General features: G+C 71.7%; 19 protein-coding genes. 9 read left to right on the top strand and 10 right to left on the bottom strand.

Features of this window, described 5'->3' with window-relative positions:
* Positions 1-2: 2 nt before the first annotated feature.
* A complete protein-coding gene (locus ACI3KY_RS15100; RefSeq protein WP_404930977.1) occupies positions 3-953 on the bottom strand; it encodes an SDR family NAD(P)-dependent oxidoreductase in 951 nt (316 codons plus the stop codon).
* A gap of 66 nt (positions 954-1,019) precedes the next feature.
* Between ACI3KY_RS15100 and ACI3KY_RS15095 the strand changes: the two genes are divergently transcribed.
* From ACI3KY_RS15095 to ACI3KY_RS15060, 8 genes are all read left to right on the top strand, one after another.
* The gene (locus ACI3KY_RS15095; protein ID WP_404930976.1) at positions 1,020-1,364 is read left to right on the top strand and encodes a MerR family transcriptional regulator; all 345 of its coding nucleotides are present in this window, start codon (positions 1,020-1,022) and stop codon (positions 1,362-1,364) included.
* 91 nt (positions 1,365-1,455) lie between these two features.
* Positions 1,456-2,616, top strand: coding sequence for a MalY/PatB family protein (locus tag ACI3KY_RS15090; protein ID WP_404930975.1), 1,161 nt, complete (start codon positions 1,456-1,458; stop codon positions 2,614-2,616).
* Positions 2,613-3,995, top strand: coding sequence for an MFS transporter (locus ACI3KY_RS15085; protein WP_404930974.1), 1,383 nt, complete (start codon positions 2,613-2,615; stop codon positions 3,993-3,995). Before ACI3KY_RS15090 ends, ACI3KY_RS15085 begins: the two co-directional genes overlap by 4 nt.
* Positions 3,996-4,048: 53 nt before the next feature.
* A complete protein-coding gene (locus ACI3KY_RS15080; protein ID WP_404930973.1) occupies positions 4,049-4,993 on the top strand; it encodes a siderophore-interacting protein in 945 nt (314 codons plus the stop codon).
* Positions 4,990-6,000: a FecCD family ABC transporter permease gene (locus tag ACI3KY_RS15075; RefSeq protein ID WP_404930972.1), complete on the top strand. Its 1,011-nt coding sequence runs from the start codon at positions 4,990-4,992 to the stop codon at positions 5,998-6,000. Before ACI3KY_RS15080 ends, ACI3KY_RS15075 begins: the two co-directional genes overlap by 4 nt.
* Complete coding sequence (locus tag ACI3KY_RS15070; protein WP_404930971.1) at positions 5,997-7,016, top strand: FecCD family ABC transporter permease; 1,020 nt, start codon at positions 5,997-5,999, stop codon at positions 7,014-7,016. The genes ACI3KY_RS15075 and ACI3KY_RS15070 overlap by 4 nt, the downstream gene beginning before the upstream one ends.
* Positions 7,013-7,834: an ABC transporter ATP-binding protein gene (locus ACI3KY_RS15065; protein ID WP_404930970.1), complete on the top strand. Its 822-nt coding sequence runs from the start codon at positions 7,013-7,015 to the stop codon at positions 7,832-7,834. Before ACI3KY_RS15070 ends, ACI3KY_RS15065 begins: the two co-directional genes overlap by 4 nt.
* A 22-nt stretch (positions 7,835-7,856) precedes the next feature.
* A complete protein-coding gene (locus tag ACI3KY_RS15060) occupies positions 7,857-8,897 on the top strand; it encodes an ABC transporter substrate-binding protein (protein ID WP_404930969.1) in 1,041 nt (346 codons plus the stop codon).
* Positions 8,898-8,976: 79 nt separating this feature from the next.
* On the opposite strand, the gene ACI3KY_RS15055 is transcribed toward ACI3KY_RS15060, so the two are convergent.
* From ACI3KY_RS15055 to ACI3KY_RS15035, 5 genes are all read right to left on the bottom strand, one after another.
* A complete protein-coding gene (locus ACI3KY_RS15055) occupies positions 8,977-9,624 on the bottom strand; it encodes a biotin transporter BioY (protein ID WP_404930968.1) in 648 nt (215 codons plus the stop codon).
* 5 nt (positions 9,625-9,629) lie between these two features.
* Positions 9,630-10,955, bottom strand: coding sequence for an acyltransferase (locus tag ACI3KY_RS15050; RefSeq protein WP_404930967.1), 1,326 nt, complete (start codon positions 10,953-10,955; stop codon positions 9,630-9,632).
* A 96-nt stretch (positions 10,956-11,051) separates the two neighbouring features.
* Positions 11,052-11,723: a response regulator gene (locus ACI3KY_RS15045; protein WP_404930966.1), complete on the bottom strand. Its 672-nt coding sequence runs from the start codon at positions 11,721-11,723 to the stop codon at positions 11,052-11,054.
* Positions 11,720-12,985 carry a sensor histidine kinase gene (locus ACI3KY_RS15040; protein ID WP_404930965.1) on the bottom strand — a complete coding sequence of 422 codons (1,266 nt, stop codon included), beginning with the start codon at positions 12,983-12,985 and terminating at the stop codon, positions 11,720-11,722. Before ACI3KY_RS15040 ends, ACI3KY_RS15045 begins: the two co-directional genes overlap by 4 nt.
* Positions 12,986-13,011: 26 nt before the next feature.
* The gene (locus ACI3KY_RS15035) at positions 13,012-13,620 is read right to left on the bottom strand and encodes a DedA family protein (protein WP_404930964.1); all 609 of its coding nucleotides are present in this window, start codon (positions 13,618-13,620) and stop codon (positions 13,012-13,014) included.
* Positions 13,621-13,784: 164 nt separating this feature from the next.
* Here ACI3KY_RS15035 and ACI3KY_RS15030 point away from each other — a divergent pair, with 164 nt between their 5' ends.
* A complete protein-coding gene (locus ACI3KY_RS15030) occupies positions 13,785-15,383 on the top strand; it encodes an ABC-F family ATP-binding cassette domain-containing protein (protein WP_194415618.1) in 1,599 nt (532 codons plus the stop codon).
* A 6-nt stretch (positions 15,384-15,389) separates the two neighbouring features.
* Here ACI3KY_RS15030 and ACI3KY_RS15025 read toward each other — a convergent pair whose 3' ends face one another.
* The 4 genes from ACI3KY_RS15025 to ACI3KY_RS15010 all read right to left on the bottom strand — a co-directional run.
* A complete protein-coding gene (locus ACI3KY_RS15025; protein WP_404930963.1) occupies positions 15,390-16,286 on the bottom strand; it encodes an SURF1 family protein in 897 nt (298 codons plus the stop codon).
* A complete protein-coding gene (locus tag ACI3KY_RS15020) occupies positions 16,283-16,513 on the bottom strand; it encodes a hypothetical protein (protein ID WP_404930962.1) in 231 nt (76 codons plus the stop codon). Before ACI3KY_RS15020 ends, ACI3KY_RS15025 begins: the two co-directional genes overlap by 4 nt.
* The gene (locus tag ACI3KY_RS15015) at positions 16,510-16,902 is read right to left on the bottom strand and encodes a DUF3099 domain-containing protein (RefSeq protein ID WP_404930961.1); all 393 of its coding nucleotides are present in this window, start codon (positions 16,900-16,902) and stop codon (positions 16,510-16,512) included. Before ACI3KY_RS15015 ends, ACI3KY_RS15020 begins: the two co-directional genes overlap by 4 nt.
* A gap of 65 nt (positions 16,903-16,967) precedes the next feature.
* Positions 16,968-17,348: DUF4190 domain-containing protein (locus ACI3KY_RS15010; protein ID WP_404930960.1), on the bottom strand; the 381-nt coding region annotated here is incomplete at its 5' end.

The raw sequence follows: 17,348 nt of genomic DNA, 5'->3' as shown, positions 1-17,348 counted from the left end.
GCCTAGTCCGCCAGGTAGCGGCGTGTCGAGAGCGCCATCGACGCGTTCCACAGGCGGTCGGCGGCACGCTCATCGGTGGCGACCGGCGCGAACGGCACGCCCTCGATGTCGGGTCGCGTCTTCGAGCCGACGGGCCCCCAGAACAGGTCGGGCGTCACGGTCCCGGTGGCTGCGGTGAGGATGCCGGCGTCCGCGGGCTCGGGCTCACGGCCGATGGCTCGCGCCAGCAGCGCGGTGACGGCGCGCGTCGTCGCGGACGGGTACGTGCCGTGCAGGGGCGTCCTCGCCATGCCGGGGTGCGCGGCGTAGCTGCGGATGCCGCTCCCCGCCCGGCGGAGCCGGCGCTCGAGGTCCACGGCGAACATCGTGTTCGCGAGCTTCGCGCGGAGGTATCCGCGCCCCGGCGAGTAGCCGGCGGCGTCGCGCAGATGATCGAGATCGAGGGCCCCCCGCGTGTAGAGCGCCGACGAGACGGTGACGACGCGCGCATCCCGGCCGGCCTCGAGCTGATCGAGCAGGTGACCGGTGAGGGCGAAGTGTCCGAGGTGGTTCGTGGCGAACTGGCTCTCGATGCCCTCGCGGCTGGTCCGGAACGGGACGCTGCTGGTCGCGGCGTTGAGCACGAGCAGATCCACCGGTGCGGCGGCGGCGACGCGCGCGAAGCGATCGACGGAATCCAGATCCAGCAGATCCAGGGGCGCGACGGTCACTCGGTCGTCGGAGAGACCGAGGTCGTCGAGCAGTCGTCGACGCACCGCGCCGGCCCGCTCGACATCGCGCGCTCCGACGACCACGGCGGCGCCCCAGGAGGCGAATGACCGCGCCGTCACGAGGCCGAGGCCGCTGGTGCCGCCGGTGACGACGGCGCGACGACCGGTGAGATCGGGTGGCGGAGTGAGCGGGGTGGCGAGGCGGGTGCGCGAGGGCGATGCGGGGCGTGATGTCGTCGTCATGTCGGCAGGCTAGAGTCTGACACTGATGTCAGGGTCAAGTCAGGCATCGGGAGGCGAGGAGGAGCCGTGCAGATCGGAGAGCTGAGCCGTCGAACCGGAGCGAGCGTCCGGTCGCTGCGCTATTACGAACAGCAAGGGCTGTTGACGTCGGACCGTCTGCCAAACGGCTACCGGGTGTATCCCGAGAACTCCGTCGCCGTCGTGGAGACCATTCGCTCCCTCCTCGACATCGGCCTTCCGACCTCGCTGATCACGGAGGTGCTGCCCTGCACCGTCGGAGAACGGTCCGAATCGGCGTGCCCCGCACTGCTGGAGCAGATCGAGGCGCTGCGCACCGACGTCCGGACGCGCGCCGAGAGACTCGCGGCGATCGATGACTCGCTCACGTCCTACCTGCTCGCCAACGCCTGACGACGTTCGCAGGCACGGGGGTCATGCGCGCGCGTTTCCGACGGTGACGCGGCGGCGGCGCCCTGTCGCCGTCGCTCGATAGGGTCGAAGAGTGAGCGTCACCCCCCTGCAAGCACTGCCCCTCGACGAGCTGCGTCAGCGCACGAGCACGAAGTGGCGGAAGTACGGGGAGGACGTGCTGCCGTTCTTCGTGGCCGAGACGGACTACGCGCTGGCTCCCGAGATCACGCGCGTGCTGACGCGCGCGGTGCAGCTCGGCGACACCGGCTACACGCCGCCCGACCCTGGCGTCCGCGAGGCCTTCGCAGGCTTCGCGGAGCGTCGCTGGGGGTGGAGCGTCGATCCGTCCGACGTCTTCTGGACGGGCGACGTGATGATGGGTGTCGTCGAGATCCTCCGCAAGGTCATCGAGCCCGGCGACCGTGTCGTGGTGATGCCTCCCGTCTACCCGCCGTTCTACGACACCGTCGAAGAGGCCGGCGGCGTGGTCGAGCGCGTTCCGCTCGCGGCGACCGAGGCCGGCTGGGCGATCGATCTCCCCGGCGTGGAGGCGGCTCTCGCGGGCGGCGCACGGGCCGTGCTGCTGTGCAACCCGCACAATCCGACGGGCACCGTTCACACGAGGGAGAGCCTGGCGGCGCTGGCCGAAGTGGCCGAAAGGTTCGGCGCGACCGTGGTCAGCGATGAGATCCACGGACCCCTGACCTACGCGCCGACCGCCTTCATCCCCTTCCTGGCCGCCTCCGAGGCGGCACGGCGGGTCGGATACGCGGTCACGAGCGCCAGCAAGACATTCAACCTCGCGGGCCTCAAGTGCGCGGTGATGGTCGCCGGCGGCGACACGCAGCGCGCCGCGCTGCGCTCGCTGCCGTGGGAGGTCGAGTGGCGCACCGGTCTGTTCGGCGCGCTCTCGAACGTCGCCGCCTACTCGCCCGAGAGCGACGAGTGGCTCGGGAGTCTGCTGGCCGCTCTGGACGCCAACCGCCTGCTGCTGGCGGAGCTGTTGGCCGAGCACGTGCCGCGGGCGCGCTACCTGCCGCCCGACGCCGGCTTCCTGGCGTGGGTCGACCTGTCGGCCTACGGCTGGGGAGACAATCCCGCGGTGAAGGTGCTGCGCGACGCGAAGGTGGCACTGCACCATGGGCCGCTGTTCGGAGCCGAGGGCGCCGGCCACGTGCGGATCAACTTCGGCTGCGCGCCGGAGCTGCTGCGCGAGGCGGTGGAGCGTATCGGCGCCCTGGCCAGGTCATGAGCGGCGCCGGCGTGGCCGGAACCTCGACCGGCATCTGGAGCGCCCGCTACGTGTGGGTGACCGTCGGCGCTGTGGCGCTGATCTTCCTCGCCGCGATGCAGTCGCTCGCGGTCACCACCGTGATGCCCGTGGTGAGCGCCGACCTCGACGGTGAGCGGCTCTACGCCGTGGCGTTCGCCGGGACGCTCGCCACGAGCGTCATCGGCATGGTGGCGGTCGGCGCCTGGTGCGACCGCGGCGGTGTGCTCGCACCGCTGAGCACGGCCGTGGGACTGTTCGTCGTCGGGTTGCTGATCTCGGGCCTCGCCCTCACGATGCCGGCGCTGGTCGCCGGGCGGCTGGTGCAGGGCCTCGGCACCGGCGGGCAGACGGTGGCGCTGTACGTCGTCGTCGCCCGCGTGTATCCGGGCGCGATGCACGGCCGCGTGTTCGCCGCTTTCTCGGCGGCGTGGGTGGTGCCCTCGCTCATCGGCCCGTTCCTGGCCGGAGCCGTCACCGAGTTCCTCCACTGGCGATGGGTCTTCCTCGGGGTCGCCGCACTCACCGTGGTCGCCTTCGCAATGGTGGTCGTGCGCCTGCACGGCCTCCCGCTGCACACAGACGAGCCGGCGACGTCGCGCGTCGCGCCGCGCCTCGCCTGCGCCGTGGCCGTGGCGGTGGGCGCACTGGGTCTCAGCCTGGCGGGGGAGCTGGGGACGTGGGCCTGGGCGGCGGTGGCGGCATCCGTCGTCGTCATCGCACTCGCGTCGCGGCCGCTCCTGCCGCGCGGCACACTGGTGGCCGCCCGCGGTCTGCCGAGCGTCGTGCTCATGCGGGGACTGATCGCCGGTGCGCTGTTCGGCGCCGAGATCTACGTGCCCTACCTGCTCATCGACGACTACGGATTCTCGCCCACCTGGGCAGGGCTCGGCCTCACGGCGGCAGCGCTGGCATGGGCGGCCGCAGCCGATGTGCAGGGGCGGTTCGGCGACCGGATCGGCAACGCGCGCATCACGCTCGTCGGTACCGCGCTGCTCGTCACCTCGCTGGTCATCGCGGCGAGCACGGCGCTCCTCGGGCTGCACCCCGCGGTGCTCATCGGGGGGTGGGCTCTGGCGGGCGGCGGCATGGGTCTCATGTACCCGCGGCTCACCGTGCTGACGCTCGCGTACTCGACGACGCAGAACCAGGGGTTCAACTCGTCCGCGCTGTCGATCTCGGACGCCGTCGGCTCGGCGTCGTCGATCGCCGTGATGGGGCTGGTCTTCACCGCACTGGTGGGGACGGATGCCGGATTCCCGGCCGTGTTCGCGATCGCGGTCGTGCTCGCGCTCGGTGCACTGGTGCCGGGTCTCCGTCTCGGTCATGCTCACGAGGCGGCCGATCACGCCACTGCGTGACGGCCGCGCCGTCCGATTTGGCGCCGATTGAGAGGTAAGGCTACCCTTACCGTGTGACTTCTTCGTCTGCGATCGCCACCCGTCCCGCGTATCGCCCGTATGCCGCCACGGTGGCCGAGGTGCAGCGACTGACGCCGCATTTCGTGCGGGTGACGTTCACCGGACCGGATTTCGATGTCTTCGGGACGGCGGGACTCGACCAGCGCGTCAAGCTCATCCTGCCGCTCGCCGACGGATCGCTCAGCGACATCGGCCAGCACGACGACGCGGTGATCGACGCGGGCGACTGGTACACCATCTGGCGTGAGCTGCCCGCGGCGCGGCGCGGCGCACTGCGCACCTACACGGTCCGACGGGTCGACCCGGGACGGCGCCGGCTGGACGTCGATTTCGTCGTCCACCACGACGCGGGACCCGCGGGCAGCTGGGCGGACCAGGCGGCCGTCGGCCAGGAGCTCGTCATCGTCGGGCCGGACCAGCGCAGCGAGGCCTATCGGGTCGGACTCGACTGGCACCCCGGCACCGCTCGGCGCGTGCTGCTGGCGGGCGACGAGACCGCTGCTCCGGCGATCGCCGGCATCCTCGAATCCCTCGACGACGCGTTCGATGTCGACGTCTTCATCGAGGTGCCCACGGCGGCGGACGCTCTGACGATCGATGTGCCCGGCACCTTCCGGGTCACCTGGCTCGAGCGCGGTGCTCGTGAGCACGGCGCCGCACTCGCCGACGCGGTCGCGGCGTGGTCGGTGGAGAACGCCGACGTGCTGACACGCGCGGCGGCGCGCCGCCGGCAGGAGCTCGCCGATGTCGATGTCGACATCGATCTGCTGTGGGACAGTCCCGAGGACTCGGAAGGCGAGTTCTACGCGTGGATCGCGGGGGAGGCCGCCATGGTCAAGGGCCTGCGTCGCCACCTCGTGCAGGGCTGCGGCGTCGACCGCAAGCGTGTGGCGTTCATGGGGTACTGGCGCCTCGGGCAGTCCGAGCGACAGGAATGACGACCGCTCGCGATCGGCGCGGGCGTCTTCTGCTGCTCCTCGCGATCGTCGTGCTGGCGTTCATGGTCCTCGCCAGCCTGATGATCGGTGCGCGCCCCGTCGCGCCGGCGGTGGTCATCGATGCGCTGCTGCGTCCTGATCTCTCCCTCAACGACCACACCGTGATCCTCACGCAGCGCGTGCCCCGCACCGTGATCGGCATCCTCGCGGGGGCCGCACTCGCGCTCGCCGGCACGCTGATGCAGGGGCTGACGCGCAACCCGCTGGCCGATCCCGGCCTCCTCGGCGTCAATGCCGGCGCATCGGTCGCCGTGCTCGCGGCGATCACGCTGTGGGGCATCACCTCTCCGAGCGGCTTCGTGTGGTTCGCCTTCGCGGGCGCCGCGATCGCCTCCGTCGTCGTGGCGCTCATCGGCACGCGGGGGCCGGACGGCTCGAGTCCGGCGAAGCTCGCGCTCACGGGCGCCGCCGTGACCGCGGGACTGACCGCCGTCACGACGCTCATCCTGACCACGTCCATCACCGCGTTCGACGTGTTCCGCTACTGGCAGGTCGGCGGGCTGACGGTGCGCGGGCTCGACACGGTGGCGGTCGTGGCCGTGCCGATCATCGCCGGCGCCGTCATCGCCTTCGCGTCCGCTCGCGGACTCGACCTCATGGCGCTCGGCGACGACACGGCGACCGGCCTCGGGCACAGCGTCGCCCGCACCCGCGTGCTCGGCATGATCGCCACGGTGCTGCTGTGCGGGGGAGCGACCGCGATCGCCGGCCCGATCGTGTTCGTCGGTCTGCTGGTGCCGCACGCCCTGCGCGCCGTCGTCGGCGGCGATTACCGCTGGCTGCTCGCCATCGGCGCGCCTGCGGGAGCCATCGTGCTGCTCGCCGCCGACGTGCTGGGTCGGGTGATCGCGCTCCCGGGCGAGGTGCAGGCCGGTCTCGTCGTCGCCTTCGTGGGCGCTCCGGTGCTGATATCGATCGTGCTGCGACCCGGGCGGGTGACGCTATGACCTCGTCCGTTCTGGAGATCCGCTCCCGCGTGCGCCGGCGCCGCACCCTCGTGGTCGCATCGGTGCTCGTCGCGCTCGTCGTCGTCGCCATCGTCTCGCTGTCGATCGGCGACTATCCCATGGCGCTCGACGAGCTCTGGCGCACGCTGTGGGGCGGCGGCGATCGCGCGCAGGCCTACGTGCTGTTCCAGGTGCGCGCCCCGCGCCTCGTGATGGCGCTGCTCGTCGGCGCCTCACTCGGAGCCGCGGGCGCCCTGCTGCAGTCGCTGCTGCGCAATCCGCTCGCCAGCCCCGACCTGCTCGGCATCAGCGGGGGAGCCGGGGCGGCCGCCGTGTTCGCGATCCTCGTCCTCGGCGTGACCGGGCCGCTGCTGGCCGTCGCGGCCTTCGGCGGCGGCATCCTCGTCGCGGCATTCCTGCTGCTCGCGGGGCGGCATCGGGCGGACGGCGGCTATCGGCTCATCCTCGCCGGCGTCGGCGTGGCGTTCCTGTCCGTCGCGATCACCAACTTCCTCATGGTGCGCGCTCAGGTCGAACTGGCGCAGGCGGCGCTCATCTGGCTGACGGGCAGCCTGGCGTCCACGCCCTGGTGGAATGTCGTGACGGTGCTCGTCGTCGTCGTCGCCGCCACGCCGGCGGTCGTCGCGTGCGCCAGATGGCTGCCCCTCACGCAGATGGGCGCCCCGACGGCGGCATCGCTGGGCGTGACATCGTCCAGGGTGCGCGTGGTCGCCGTGCTCACCGCCGTGCTGCTCACCGCCGTCACGTGCGCCTTCGTCGGCCCGATCTCGTTCATCGCCCTCTGCGCACCGGCGATCGCGCGGCCGCTGCTGGGGCACGGAGCCGTCGGCATCGGCACGAGCGCCGCCGTCGGCGCCGTCCTGCTCTCCGCGGCGGACCTCGTGGCGCAGTTCGCACTTCCGGGCGTCTCCGTGCCCGTCGGCGTGGTGACCGGTGCCGTGGGCGCCGTGTTCCTCCTGTGGCTGCTCGCGACCTCGAAAGGACGACAGCTGTGACCACCGAATCCGCCCCGCGCCTGAGCGCACGGGGGCTCGCCGCCGGATATCCCGGCAGGCGCGTGATCGAGGATCTCGACCTCGACTTCGCGCCCGGGCGCATCACGATGATCATCGGTGCGAACGCCTGCGGCAAGTCGACGCTGTTGAGCGTCCTCGCCCGGGTGAACGAGCCCCTCGGAGGCGCGGTCGAGCTCGACGGCGTCGACATCTCGACGCTGCCCCGGCGACGGTTCGCTCAGACGGTCGGCCTGCTGCCGCAGCATCCGACCGCTCCGGAGGGTCTGACCGTGGCCGAGCTCGTATCTCGCGGCCGGCACCCCCACCGTGGCGTGTTCCAGCGGTGGAGCGCCGCCGACACCGCGCGCGTGGACGACGCGATGGCCAAGACGGGCGTCGCGGCGCTCGCCGACCGACCGGTCGGCGACCTGTCGGGCGGACAGCGCCAGCGGGTGTGGATCGCGATGGCCCTCGCACAGGAGCCGCGCGTGCTGCTCCTCGACGAGCCCACGACCTTCCTGGATCTCAGCCACCAGATCGAGGTGCTCGACCTGCTGCGCACGCTGAACCGCACCGACGGCACGACCATCGTCGTCGTGCTCCACGAGCTGAATCTCGCCGCACGCTACGCCGACGACCTCGTCGTGATGAGCGGCGGGCGCGTGGTCGCCCACGGCGCACCCGCCGACGTGCTGACGCGCGAGGTGGTCTCGCAGGCGTTCGACCTCGACGCGCTCGTGATCCCCGATCCCCTCACCTCCACACCCCTCGTCATTCCCGTTCCCGGCGGCGCCCATGCCGCCGCGGACGAGGCGTGACGCCGTCGAAAGGAAGAACACCATGTCCGCACTGACCTCCCGCCTGAGCGGCCTCGCCGCGCTCACGGTGGCCGGCGGGCTCGTGCTGTCCGGCTGCGCCGGCACCGCCGAGCCCGACACGTCGGACACCTCCGGTGCCGCCGCCGGCTCGTCCGCAGACTTCCCCGTCACCTTCGAGCACATCTACGGCGAGACGGTGATCGAGGACGCGCCCGAGCGCGTCGCCACGTGGGGCTGGGGTGCGACCGACGCCGTCCTCGCGCTCGGCATCGTCCCGGTCGCCATCGCGTCGATGGACTACGGCGGGGGCGACGACCGCATCACGCCGTGGGTCGAGGAGGCGATCGCCGACCTCGGCGGCGAGAAGCCGGTGATCCTCGACAACGCGACGTTCGAGCTGTCGGTCGAAGAGCTGCTCGCCGCCGACCCCGATGTGCTCATCGCGCCGTACTCGGGCCTCACGCAGGAGGAGTATGACGCCGTGACCGGCGCCGGCATCCCGGTGGTCGCGCCCGAGGAGGCTCTCTGGGCGACGCCGTGGCGTGACGTCATCACCGAGACCGGCAAGGCCCTCGGACTGGACTCCGAGGCCGAGCAGGTGCTCGCCGACCTCGACCAGCAGATCGCCGACGCCGCCGCCGAGCACCCGGAGTTCGAGGGCACCACGATCGCCTACGCGGCCGACGACGTCGACACGTTCTACCTGTACCTGCCGGCGGACGCGCGCGTCGAGATCCTCGAGGACCTGGGCTTCGTGACGGCGCCTGCCGTGACGGACCTCGACACGGGCGAGTCGACGTTCTACACCACCGTGAGCAGCGAGAACCTCGACCAGATCGACGCGGAGGTGATCTTCACCCAGGTCGACACTGAGGAGCAGCTCCAGACCTTCCTCACATCCGACCGCACCAAGCTCATCCCGGCTGTCGCCGCGGGCGCGGTGGGCGCCATCGTCGGCGAGGAGAACGTCGCCGCGATCTCGCCGACCGCACTCACCCTCCCGTGGATCCTGCCCGACATCGTCGACCAGCTCGCAACCGCGACCGCTGTCGCGAAGGGCTGATCCTTCCCGACGCACACGAAAGCCCCGGCGGTTGCCGGGGCTTTCGTCGATTCCGGATGCCGCGGGCCGCGGCATCCGCTCACTCCTTGGTCTTGTCGGCTGCGCGCACGAGCGCCCACGCGCCGGGGATGATCGCCGCGGCGAGCGCGGCCTTCACCAGGCCGCCGACGATGAAGGGGAGCAGGCCCGCCTCGAGGAGCGCGCCGAACGAGTAGTCGAGACCCATGACGACGTTCAGGATGAACGCCATGTAGGGGATGCCGAACAGGAACGGCACGGCGCTGGCCGCTGCGAAGCCGAGGAACGCCAGCGCGGGGCGGCGATCCCACGCGCGTTCGGCGAACCAGCCGGCGACGAACGCCGAGAAGATGAAGCCGATCACGAATCCGAAGCTGGGCTTGCCGACGGCCGCGAGCGTTCCCGTGAACCCGGCGAAGACCGGGAGTCCGGCGAGCCCCACGAGCATGTAGGTCGTGAGGGCGGCGGCGCCGCGCCAGGCGCCGAGGGCGGCCCCGACCACGATGACTCCGAGCGTCTGGCCGGTGATGGGGACGGGCCAGAGGGGGATCTCGACCTGGGCGAGGAGGGCCACGATGGCCGCACCGGTGAGGACGAGAGCGGCGTCGAGCGCGAAGGCGCGAGCGCGTGACGACGGGCGGGCGATGACGTCGGCGAGCACGCGACGGGCTCCTGCGGAGGCGGTCGGGGCGGCGGCGATGGATGACATGGCACTCAGCCTAGGGCGACCCGGGCGGGGCTACTTGGACGGCGTCCACCAATGATCGGCCGAACCGCTGTCCGTCTTCCACTACGCAGGGCGACTCCGAGGAGCGCGACCGCGACCGCCGCGGTGACGGCCGAGGTGCCGGCGACCAGCAGCATCGCGACGGCGGCAGTTCCCACGACGACAGCGGCGGCCACCCGCCAGGAGGATCGCGCCGGCGCAGGTGCGGGCACCGCCTCCACCGGCGCCAGCCGACGCGCGACGAGCGCCGTCGCGGTCAGCGCCAGCGCCAGCCACAGCGGGCGCGTGAGCCACCACGACGCGCTGTCGACGGCGGGGAGCGGCATCCCCGTCATCATCGCCGCACCTGCGGTCAGTCCCGCAAGGCCCAGAAGGACGGGCATGTGCCAGAGGTACACGGTCATCGCCCGCGGGGTGACGAAGTCGGTCACCGCCGACGGGAGCCGTCGCTCCGCCAGGCGCGCCAGCGGTGCGCGGAAGAGCGAGAACAGGGCGGTGTGCGCGATGCCGACCAGCAGCAGAGCGGTCGTGGGCGGGTTGATGTTGGCGACCAGGTCGGGGGAGTGGATGCCGCTCACGAACGAGGTCGCGAGGCCGGCGATCGCGCCGACGAGCCAGAGCACGCGCGTCCGCCGCGAGAGGGCGTCGATCCGTCCGTCGGCGAGGAAGAAGCCCAGCTGCTGCATCGCCAGCCAGACGAACGCCAGGTTCAGGAAGCCGAGTCCCTCGATTCCCGTCGTGAGGCGCGCGACGTCGACCGCCGCCGCCACCAGAGCCAGGGCCGCGATGCTCCGCAGCGGCGCCGTCTCGTGCAGGCGCAGCAACGAGGGAAGCAGCGCCTGGCACACGAGGAAGACGCCGAGGAACCACAGCGGCTGCGCGAACCGGAACCCGGCCAGCGTCACGAGGTCGGCGGGCACCCCGGCCACCGTGAGCAGCGCCAGCAGCCCGCCCGCAGTCCCGATCGTGACGATCGCAGGAAGGAGCAGACGATGGATGCGGCCCGCGACGAAGCCGACGCCGTCGACTCCGCGCGCACGAGCCCTGCGGAACGCGGTTGCGCCCGAGAATCCGCCGATGACGAAGAACAGGGGCATGACCTGGAGCGCCCAGCTGAGCGGCACGATCCACGCGGTGCCGTCGCTCGCGTTCACGAACGACGGGCCGGCATCGGTCACGGTGACGCCGACCATCATCGCGTGCAGGACCACCACCCCGCAGATGCACAGGGCACGGACCAGGTCGATCGCGCGGTCTCGGCCGGGCGGTGCGGTCGGAACGACCGTGGCGGCGGTGGGGCGGACGGTGGTCATGAGGCCTCCTCGGGGGTGTGTCCCGGAAGGCTATGGAGGCGACGACACCGCGGGCATCGCCCCGTGGTGCTGTCGTCGTCTCACCCCGTGGGGTGATCAGGAGGCGGCTTCGACCAGGCCCGCGTCGTAGGCGAAGATGACGGCCTGCACGCGGTCGCGCGCGCCCAGCTTGGCGAGCACCTTGCCCACGTGGGTCTTCACGGTCTGCTCCGAGATGAACAGCTCGGCGGCGATCTCGGCGTTCGAACGGCCGCGGCCGATGAGGGTGAGCACCTCCCGCTCGCGATCGGTGAGTTCGCGCAGCGTCGCGGTCGCTCGACCGGCCCGCGGTCTGCGGGCGGCGAAGTGCTCGATCATGCGCCGGGTGACACTCGGCGCCAGCAGCGCATCGCCCGCGGCGACGACCCGCACCGCATGTACGAGGTCCTCCGGAAGCGCGTCCTTCAGGAGGAACCCGCTCGCACCCGCCTCGAGCGCGTCGTAGACGTAGTCGTCGATGTCGAACGTCGTGAGCATGAGGATGCGCGGCACGTACGCGGCGGGATAGCCGGGGCCGAGGATGCGGCGCGTCGCCGTGATGCCGTCGAGCTCGGGCATCCGGACGTCCATCAGCACGACGTCGGGGTTCAGCCGGGCGGACAGCGAGACGGCCTCGGCGCCGTCGGCGGCTTGCCCGACCACGCGGATGTCCTCCTGCGTGTCGAGCAGAGCGGCGAAGCCCGCCCGCACCATGGCCTGGTCGTCGGCGATGAGAACGGAGATCGTCACTGCGGTCCTTCCGTGGTCTGTGTGGTGTCGGGGCCGGTGGCGATGCCGGCGAGGGGGAGCAGGGCGCGCACCGTCCAGCCTCCGTCGGCGTCGCGTGCGGCAGTGAGCTCACCGCCGACGAGCGCGGCGCGCTCGCGCATGCCGAGGAGCCCGTGCCCGCGGTGCGCCGGAGGCGCCGGTGGCTGCGCGGGATCGGGCAGGCCGTTGCGGACGAGAAGGCGCACGGCCGCGGCATCCACCTCCACCGACAGGGTCACCCGCGTGTGCGGGGCGTGCCGCACCGCGTTGCTCAGCGCCTCCTGCACGATGCGGAACGCAGCGATGTCGACGGCGCTCGGCACGCTCTCGGGTGCCGGGGTGAGGCTCGCGTCGATCTCGGCACCCGCGCGGCGCAGTGTCTGCACCAGCTCGGGGATGTCGCGCAGTCCCTGCTGGGGGACCAGAGCGGCCTGCTGGTCCTCGGTGCGCAGGACGCCGAGCAGCCGTCGCATTTCGGTCAGGCCTTCGCGCGCCGTCTGTGCGATCTCGTCGAACTCGTGCCGCGCCTCGTCGGACAGACCGGGCACGCGATAGCGCGCGGTCGACGCCTGCACCTGGATGAGCGACATCCCGTGAGCCACCACGTCGTGCAGTTCGCGGGCGATGCGGGTGCGCTCCTCGACGAGCACACGCCGGGACTGCTCGCTCGCGGTCAGCTCGCGCTCGCGGCTGAGCTCGGCGCCGACACGCAGGCGGCTCGCCACCAGCACCGCCACCAGCAGAGCCGCCCCCGAGATGGACGTCACGATCACCAGGTTCACGATGCCCGCCACGACGGGAAGCGCGCCGGCGAGCCCGATGACCACGATGAGGGTGCCCACGATGGCGAGCAGCCACGCCACGAGCGCGAGACGCCAGCCGTGCACGATCGCGAGCACGCCGACGAGGAGGATCAGCACGAGCATCGCGGGGACGGACCACGGCCACGGCCACGTGGTGGCGACCGCCTCCGCGGCCGGCAGCGGCAGGGCGACGGCCGACACGACGAACAGCGCGATCGCCCATCTCGGCAACCAGACCGCCACCACCGGCGCCGCGCACAGCATCGCGCCGAACAGGAATGCGAGCGGAGCCGGCTGCAGATACAGCGCGATGTGCACCGGCACCAGGACGGAGAACAGCGCGACCGATGCCAGCGCCAGCGCGCCGAACGCGAAAGTCCGCGGGTTCGGGCGGCGGCGCTTCGCGGGCTGGCGCGCGGGGGCGGCGGTGTTCACGCGCATCTTCTCATCCTGTCAGTCGACGGCCGTCACGCGGTCGCCGCGGCACGGCGCGCGCGCAGCGCGATGACGCGATCGACGACGAGACCGATCCCGAGAGCCACCACGATGCCCAGCCCGGCGCTGAGGAGCGGCTGGTCCTTCAGCCACGCGCCGGCGAGGAGGCCGATCGCAATGCTGTAGACGGCCCAGCACAGCCCTGCGGCCACGCTGAGGAGGGCGAACCGCCGCCACGGGTAGCCCAGCGCGCCCGCCGACAGGTTGACCGCCACGCGCCCGACCGGGATGAAGCGCGCGCCGAGGATGAGGCCGGCCCCGCGGTGGTCCAGTGCCGAGCCCGCCCACGCGAAGGCGCCGGCGACCCGTGGCCGCCGCATCCAGGCGAACCGGGTCGTGCCCGTCCGCCTGCCGATGGCGAAGGCGATGTTGTCGCCGACGGCGGCTCCGGCGGCGGCCACCACGCCGAGGAGCACCAGATCCGGTCGGCCGGTGGATGCCGCCACCGCCGCGGCCGCGACCAGCACGGTCTCGCTCGGCACGGGTGGGAAGAAGCCGTCGACGACGGCGACGACGAACATCGCGAGGTACAGCCAGGGCGAGGAGACAGCCTGCAGGACGAGGTCGGTGATGAGATCCACTCCGGAAAGCTATGGGCGGGGTGCGGGGCGGGGCATCCCTCGCAGGTATCGACGGGATCCCTCTGTGGAGGTATTCCGGCGATCGGGTGGTGATGCCGCCCCGTATACTGGATGGCTGGCCATTCGGTCATCACCCCACTCCATCGACGGAACGGACATCCGCTGTGCTCGCCGTGCACGACCTCGAGATCCGCGTGGGCGCTCGCGTGCTCATGTCGGACGTCTCCTTCCGCGTGTCGGACGGCGACAAGATCGGACTGGTCGGCCGCAACGGCGCCGGCAAGACGACGCTGACCAAGGTGCTCGCAGGAGACCTGATCCCGGCCGACGGCAGGGTCGATCGCTCGGGCGAGCTGGGCTACCTGCCGCAGGACCCGCGCTCGGGCGACCCCGAGATGCTGGCCCGCACCCGGATCCTCGACGCGCGTGGGCTGGGCTCACTCGCGATCGGCATGCACGAGGCCTCCCTCGCGATGGCGAGCGAGGACGAGGCGGTCGCCGCCCGCGCGATGCGCAAGTACGCCAACCTGACCGAGCGGTTCGAAGCGCTCGGAGGCTACACGGCCGAGGCCGAGGCTGCGTCGATCGCGCACAACCTGTCGCTGCCCGACCGCATCCTCGACCAGCCGCTGAAGACGCTGTCCGGCGGCCAGCGCCGCCGCATCGAACTGGCGCGCATCCTGTTCTCGGACGCCCAGACGATGATCCTCGACGAGCCGACCAACCACCTCGACGCCGACAGCGTCGTGTGGCTGCGCGAGTTCCTCAAGGGGTACAAGGGCGGCCTCATCGTCATCAGCCACGATGTGGAGCTGGTCGGGGAGACCGTCAACCGCGTGTTCTACCTCGACGCGAACCGCCAGGTCATCGACGTCTACAACATGAACTGGAAGAACTACCTGCGCCAGCGGGTGGCCGATGAGGAGCGCCGCAAGAAGGAGCGCGCCAACGTCGAGAAGAAGGCGACCGTCCTCCAGCAGCAGGCGGCGCGATTCGGTGCGAAGGCGTCGAAGGCCGCGGCGGCCCACCAGATGGTGGCGCGCGCCGAGAAGATGCTCGCCGGGCTCGACGAAGTGCGCCAGGAGGAGCGTGTGGCCAAGCTGCGCTTCCCGAAGCCGGCGCCCTGCGGCAAGACTCCGCTCATGGCGTCGGGGCTGTCGAAGTCGTACGGCTCGCTCGAGATCTTCACCGACGTCGATCTCGCGATCGACCGGGGCTCGAAGGTGGTCATCCTCGGACTCAACGGTGCCGGAAAGACGACGCTGCTCCGCATCCTCGCCGGTGTCGACCAGCCTGACACCGGTCAGCTCGAGCCCGGTCACGGACTCAAGATCGGCTACTACGCGCAGGAGCACGAGAACCTCGACGTCTCACGCTCGGTGCTGGAGAACATGATGTCGGCGGCGCCCGACATCACCGCGACCGACGCGCGCAAGGTGCTCGGCTCGTTCCTGTTCACCGGCGACGACGTGCTGAAGCCCGCCGGCGTGCTGTCGGGCGGGGAGAAGACGCGCCTGTCGCTCGCGACGCTGGTGGTCTCGTCGGCGAACATGCTTCTGCTCGACGAGCCCACCAACAACCTCGATCCCGCGTCGCGGGAGGAGATCCTCGGCGCGCTGGCCCACTACGAGGGTGCCGTCGTTCTGGTGTCGCACGACGAGGGTGCGGTCGAGGCGCTCAATCCGGAGCGGGTGCTGATCCTGCCGGACGGTGTCGAAGACATCTGGGGCCGGGACTACGTCGACCTCGTGACCCTCGCATAGCCGTCCTCACCGCCCGGCGGCGTCCAGCAGCGCGTCCTCGTCCTCGGCGTCGCGATCGCGGCGCCGGCGGCCCGCCGGCGACGCCGGGGGCGCGGCATCGGCGGATTCGCCCGCCGCGATCTCGGCGTCCTCCGCATCCTCGCGGCGGTGCCGGCGCTCGGTGCGGATGACGTACCCGATGAAGACGAATCCCATCACCGCGAACAGGATCCACTGGATCGCGTACGAGAGGTGCGGCCCGGGGTCGTCGGACGGCGGCTCGAGGGCGCTGGGCGCCGTCGCCGGCGCCGGATCCTCCGTGACCATCACGCCGTAGGCGCTCTGCTCCAGGGCCTTGCCGGCATCGGACGGGATCGTGTCGGCGATCAGCCCGAGGTTGATCGTCGGAACCTGGCCTTCGGGTGCCGAGCGGCCCGAGGACGGCAGCGCCTCGCCGGGCCGCAGTCGCACCACGACGGTGACCTCGCCCGATGGCGGGGCGGGCACGGCGTCGGGGACCGGCTGGTCCTGTCCGGGCGCCACCCAGCCCCGGTCGACGAGCAGCACGCGGCCGTCGTCCAGGCGGAACGGCACCAGCACCTCGAAGGCGGACGTGCCGCCGTGCGGCCGGTTGCGGGCGAGGAGCTCATCATCGGCGAGATAGGTCCCGGTGAGTTCCACCGGACGCCACTCGTCCTGCGGGTCCAGCTCGCCGCCGGCCGGGATGAGCTCGCCGAGCGGCACCGCCGGTGCGTCGTAGTTCTCCGCGACGAGGGCGAGCTGTCCGGATCGCTCCTGGTTGCGCGTGAACTGCCAGTTCGACAGGAACGCGCATGCGATGGCGAACACCACGGCCAGCGCGATGTAGATGGCCCACCGGCCGGCGCGGGGCAGCTGCTGCATGCTGACGGAGCGCCGGCTCATCGTGCGGTCTCCGTGGGGACGAGCGGTGACACCCAGACCGGGAAGTCGCGGGCAGCGAGGAACTCCCGCAGGTAGCCGACGTGCTCGTCGCACGCGACCCACGTCTTGCGTCGGTCCTCCGCGTGGATGCGCGGATTGCGCCAGTCGATGCGCCACCCGGCCGTGGCACGGCATCCTGCCCGGGAGCAGGTCGCGTCGACAGCCTGCCCGGGGTCGTCGTCGTTCATGCGGCCCCGTCCCGGGTGCCGTCGGCGTCCGGGCGGGTCTCGCCGGGAGCCGGCCGGGTCTCCTCGATGCGGATCACGCGCGGCTCGGGCGCGACGGAGGCGGCGGGTGTGGAGGGAGCGGCGGGGAGGGCGGCCTCGGGATCCTCGCGCCGATTGCGCCGCCCCTCCTCGCCGACGTTCGCGAAGACGACGGCGATGTACGGCAGGAAGATCGCGGCGGCGCCGAACACCCACGTGTACCAGCCGTAGGGGGTGATCACCACCATGAGCACGAAGCACGCGACGCGGATGCCCATCGTCACGAGATACCGGATCGAGCGCGCGTCGACGTCGTCGCGCGGTGCGCGCGGCAGGGAGGTGGCCGACGGGGCGTGGCTCGAGCTCTTCACGGTACTTCCAGGGTACGCCGCTCAGGCGGCGCGGTGGCCCCGGAACCGGTCCCGGGGCCGCCGATTCAGTACGTTCCGCCGGTCTGCTGGTAGACCGCGACGAAGAACCCGAAGAACAGGATCGCGGCGATGATGCCGAGGATCGCGAGGCCGAGACCGACCCAGCCCACGATCGTGCCGGCGAGCGCCATTCCGCGCCCTTGCTCGCCGCTCGTCTTCAGCTGGTTGAGCGACATGTGGCCGGTGATGACGCCCACGACCGACCCGACGAAGGGGACGATGATGAAGCTCGCGATGGAGGCGATGAGCGAGACGATCGCGAGGGTGTTCGTCTTGGGCTGCGCGCCGTACCCGTAGCCGGGGGCCGCGCCGTACGCGGGTGCGGTGCCGTACGACGGGGCGGCGGGAGCGGCAGTGCCGTACGGCGGCGGGGGATACGCCCCCTG

The sequence above is a fragment of the Microbacterium sp. ZW T2_14 genome, assembly GCF_044987405.1.
Taxonomy (GTDB): domain Bacteria; phylum Actinomycetota; class Actinomycetes; order Actinomycetales; family Microbacteriaceae; genus Microbacterium.
The sequence above is the reverse complement of the archived record's forward strand: the minus strand, read 5'-3'. Positions and strand labels throughout refer to the sequence as shown.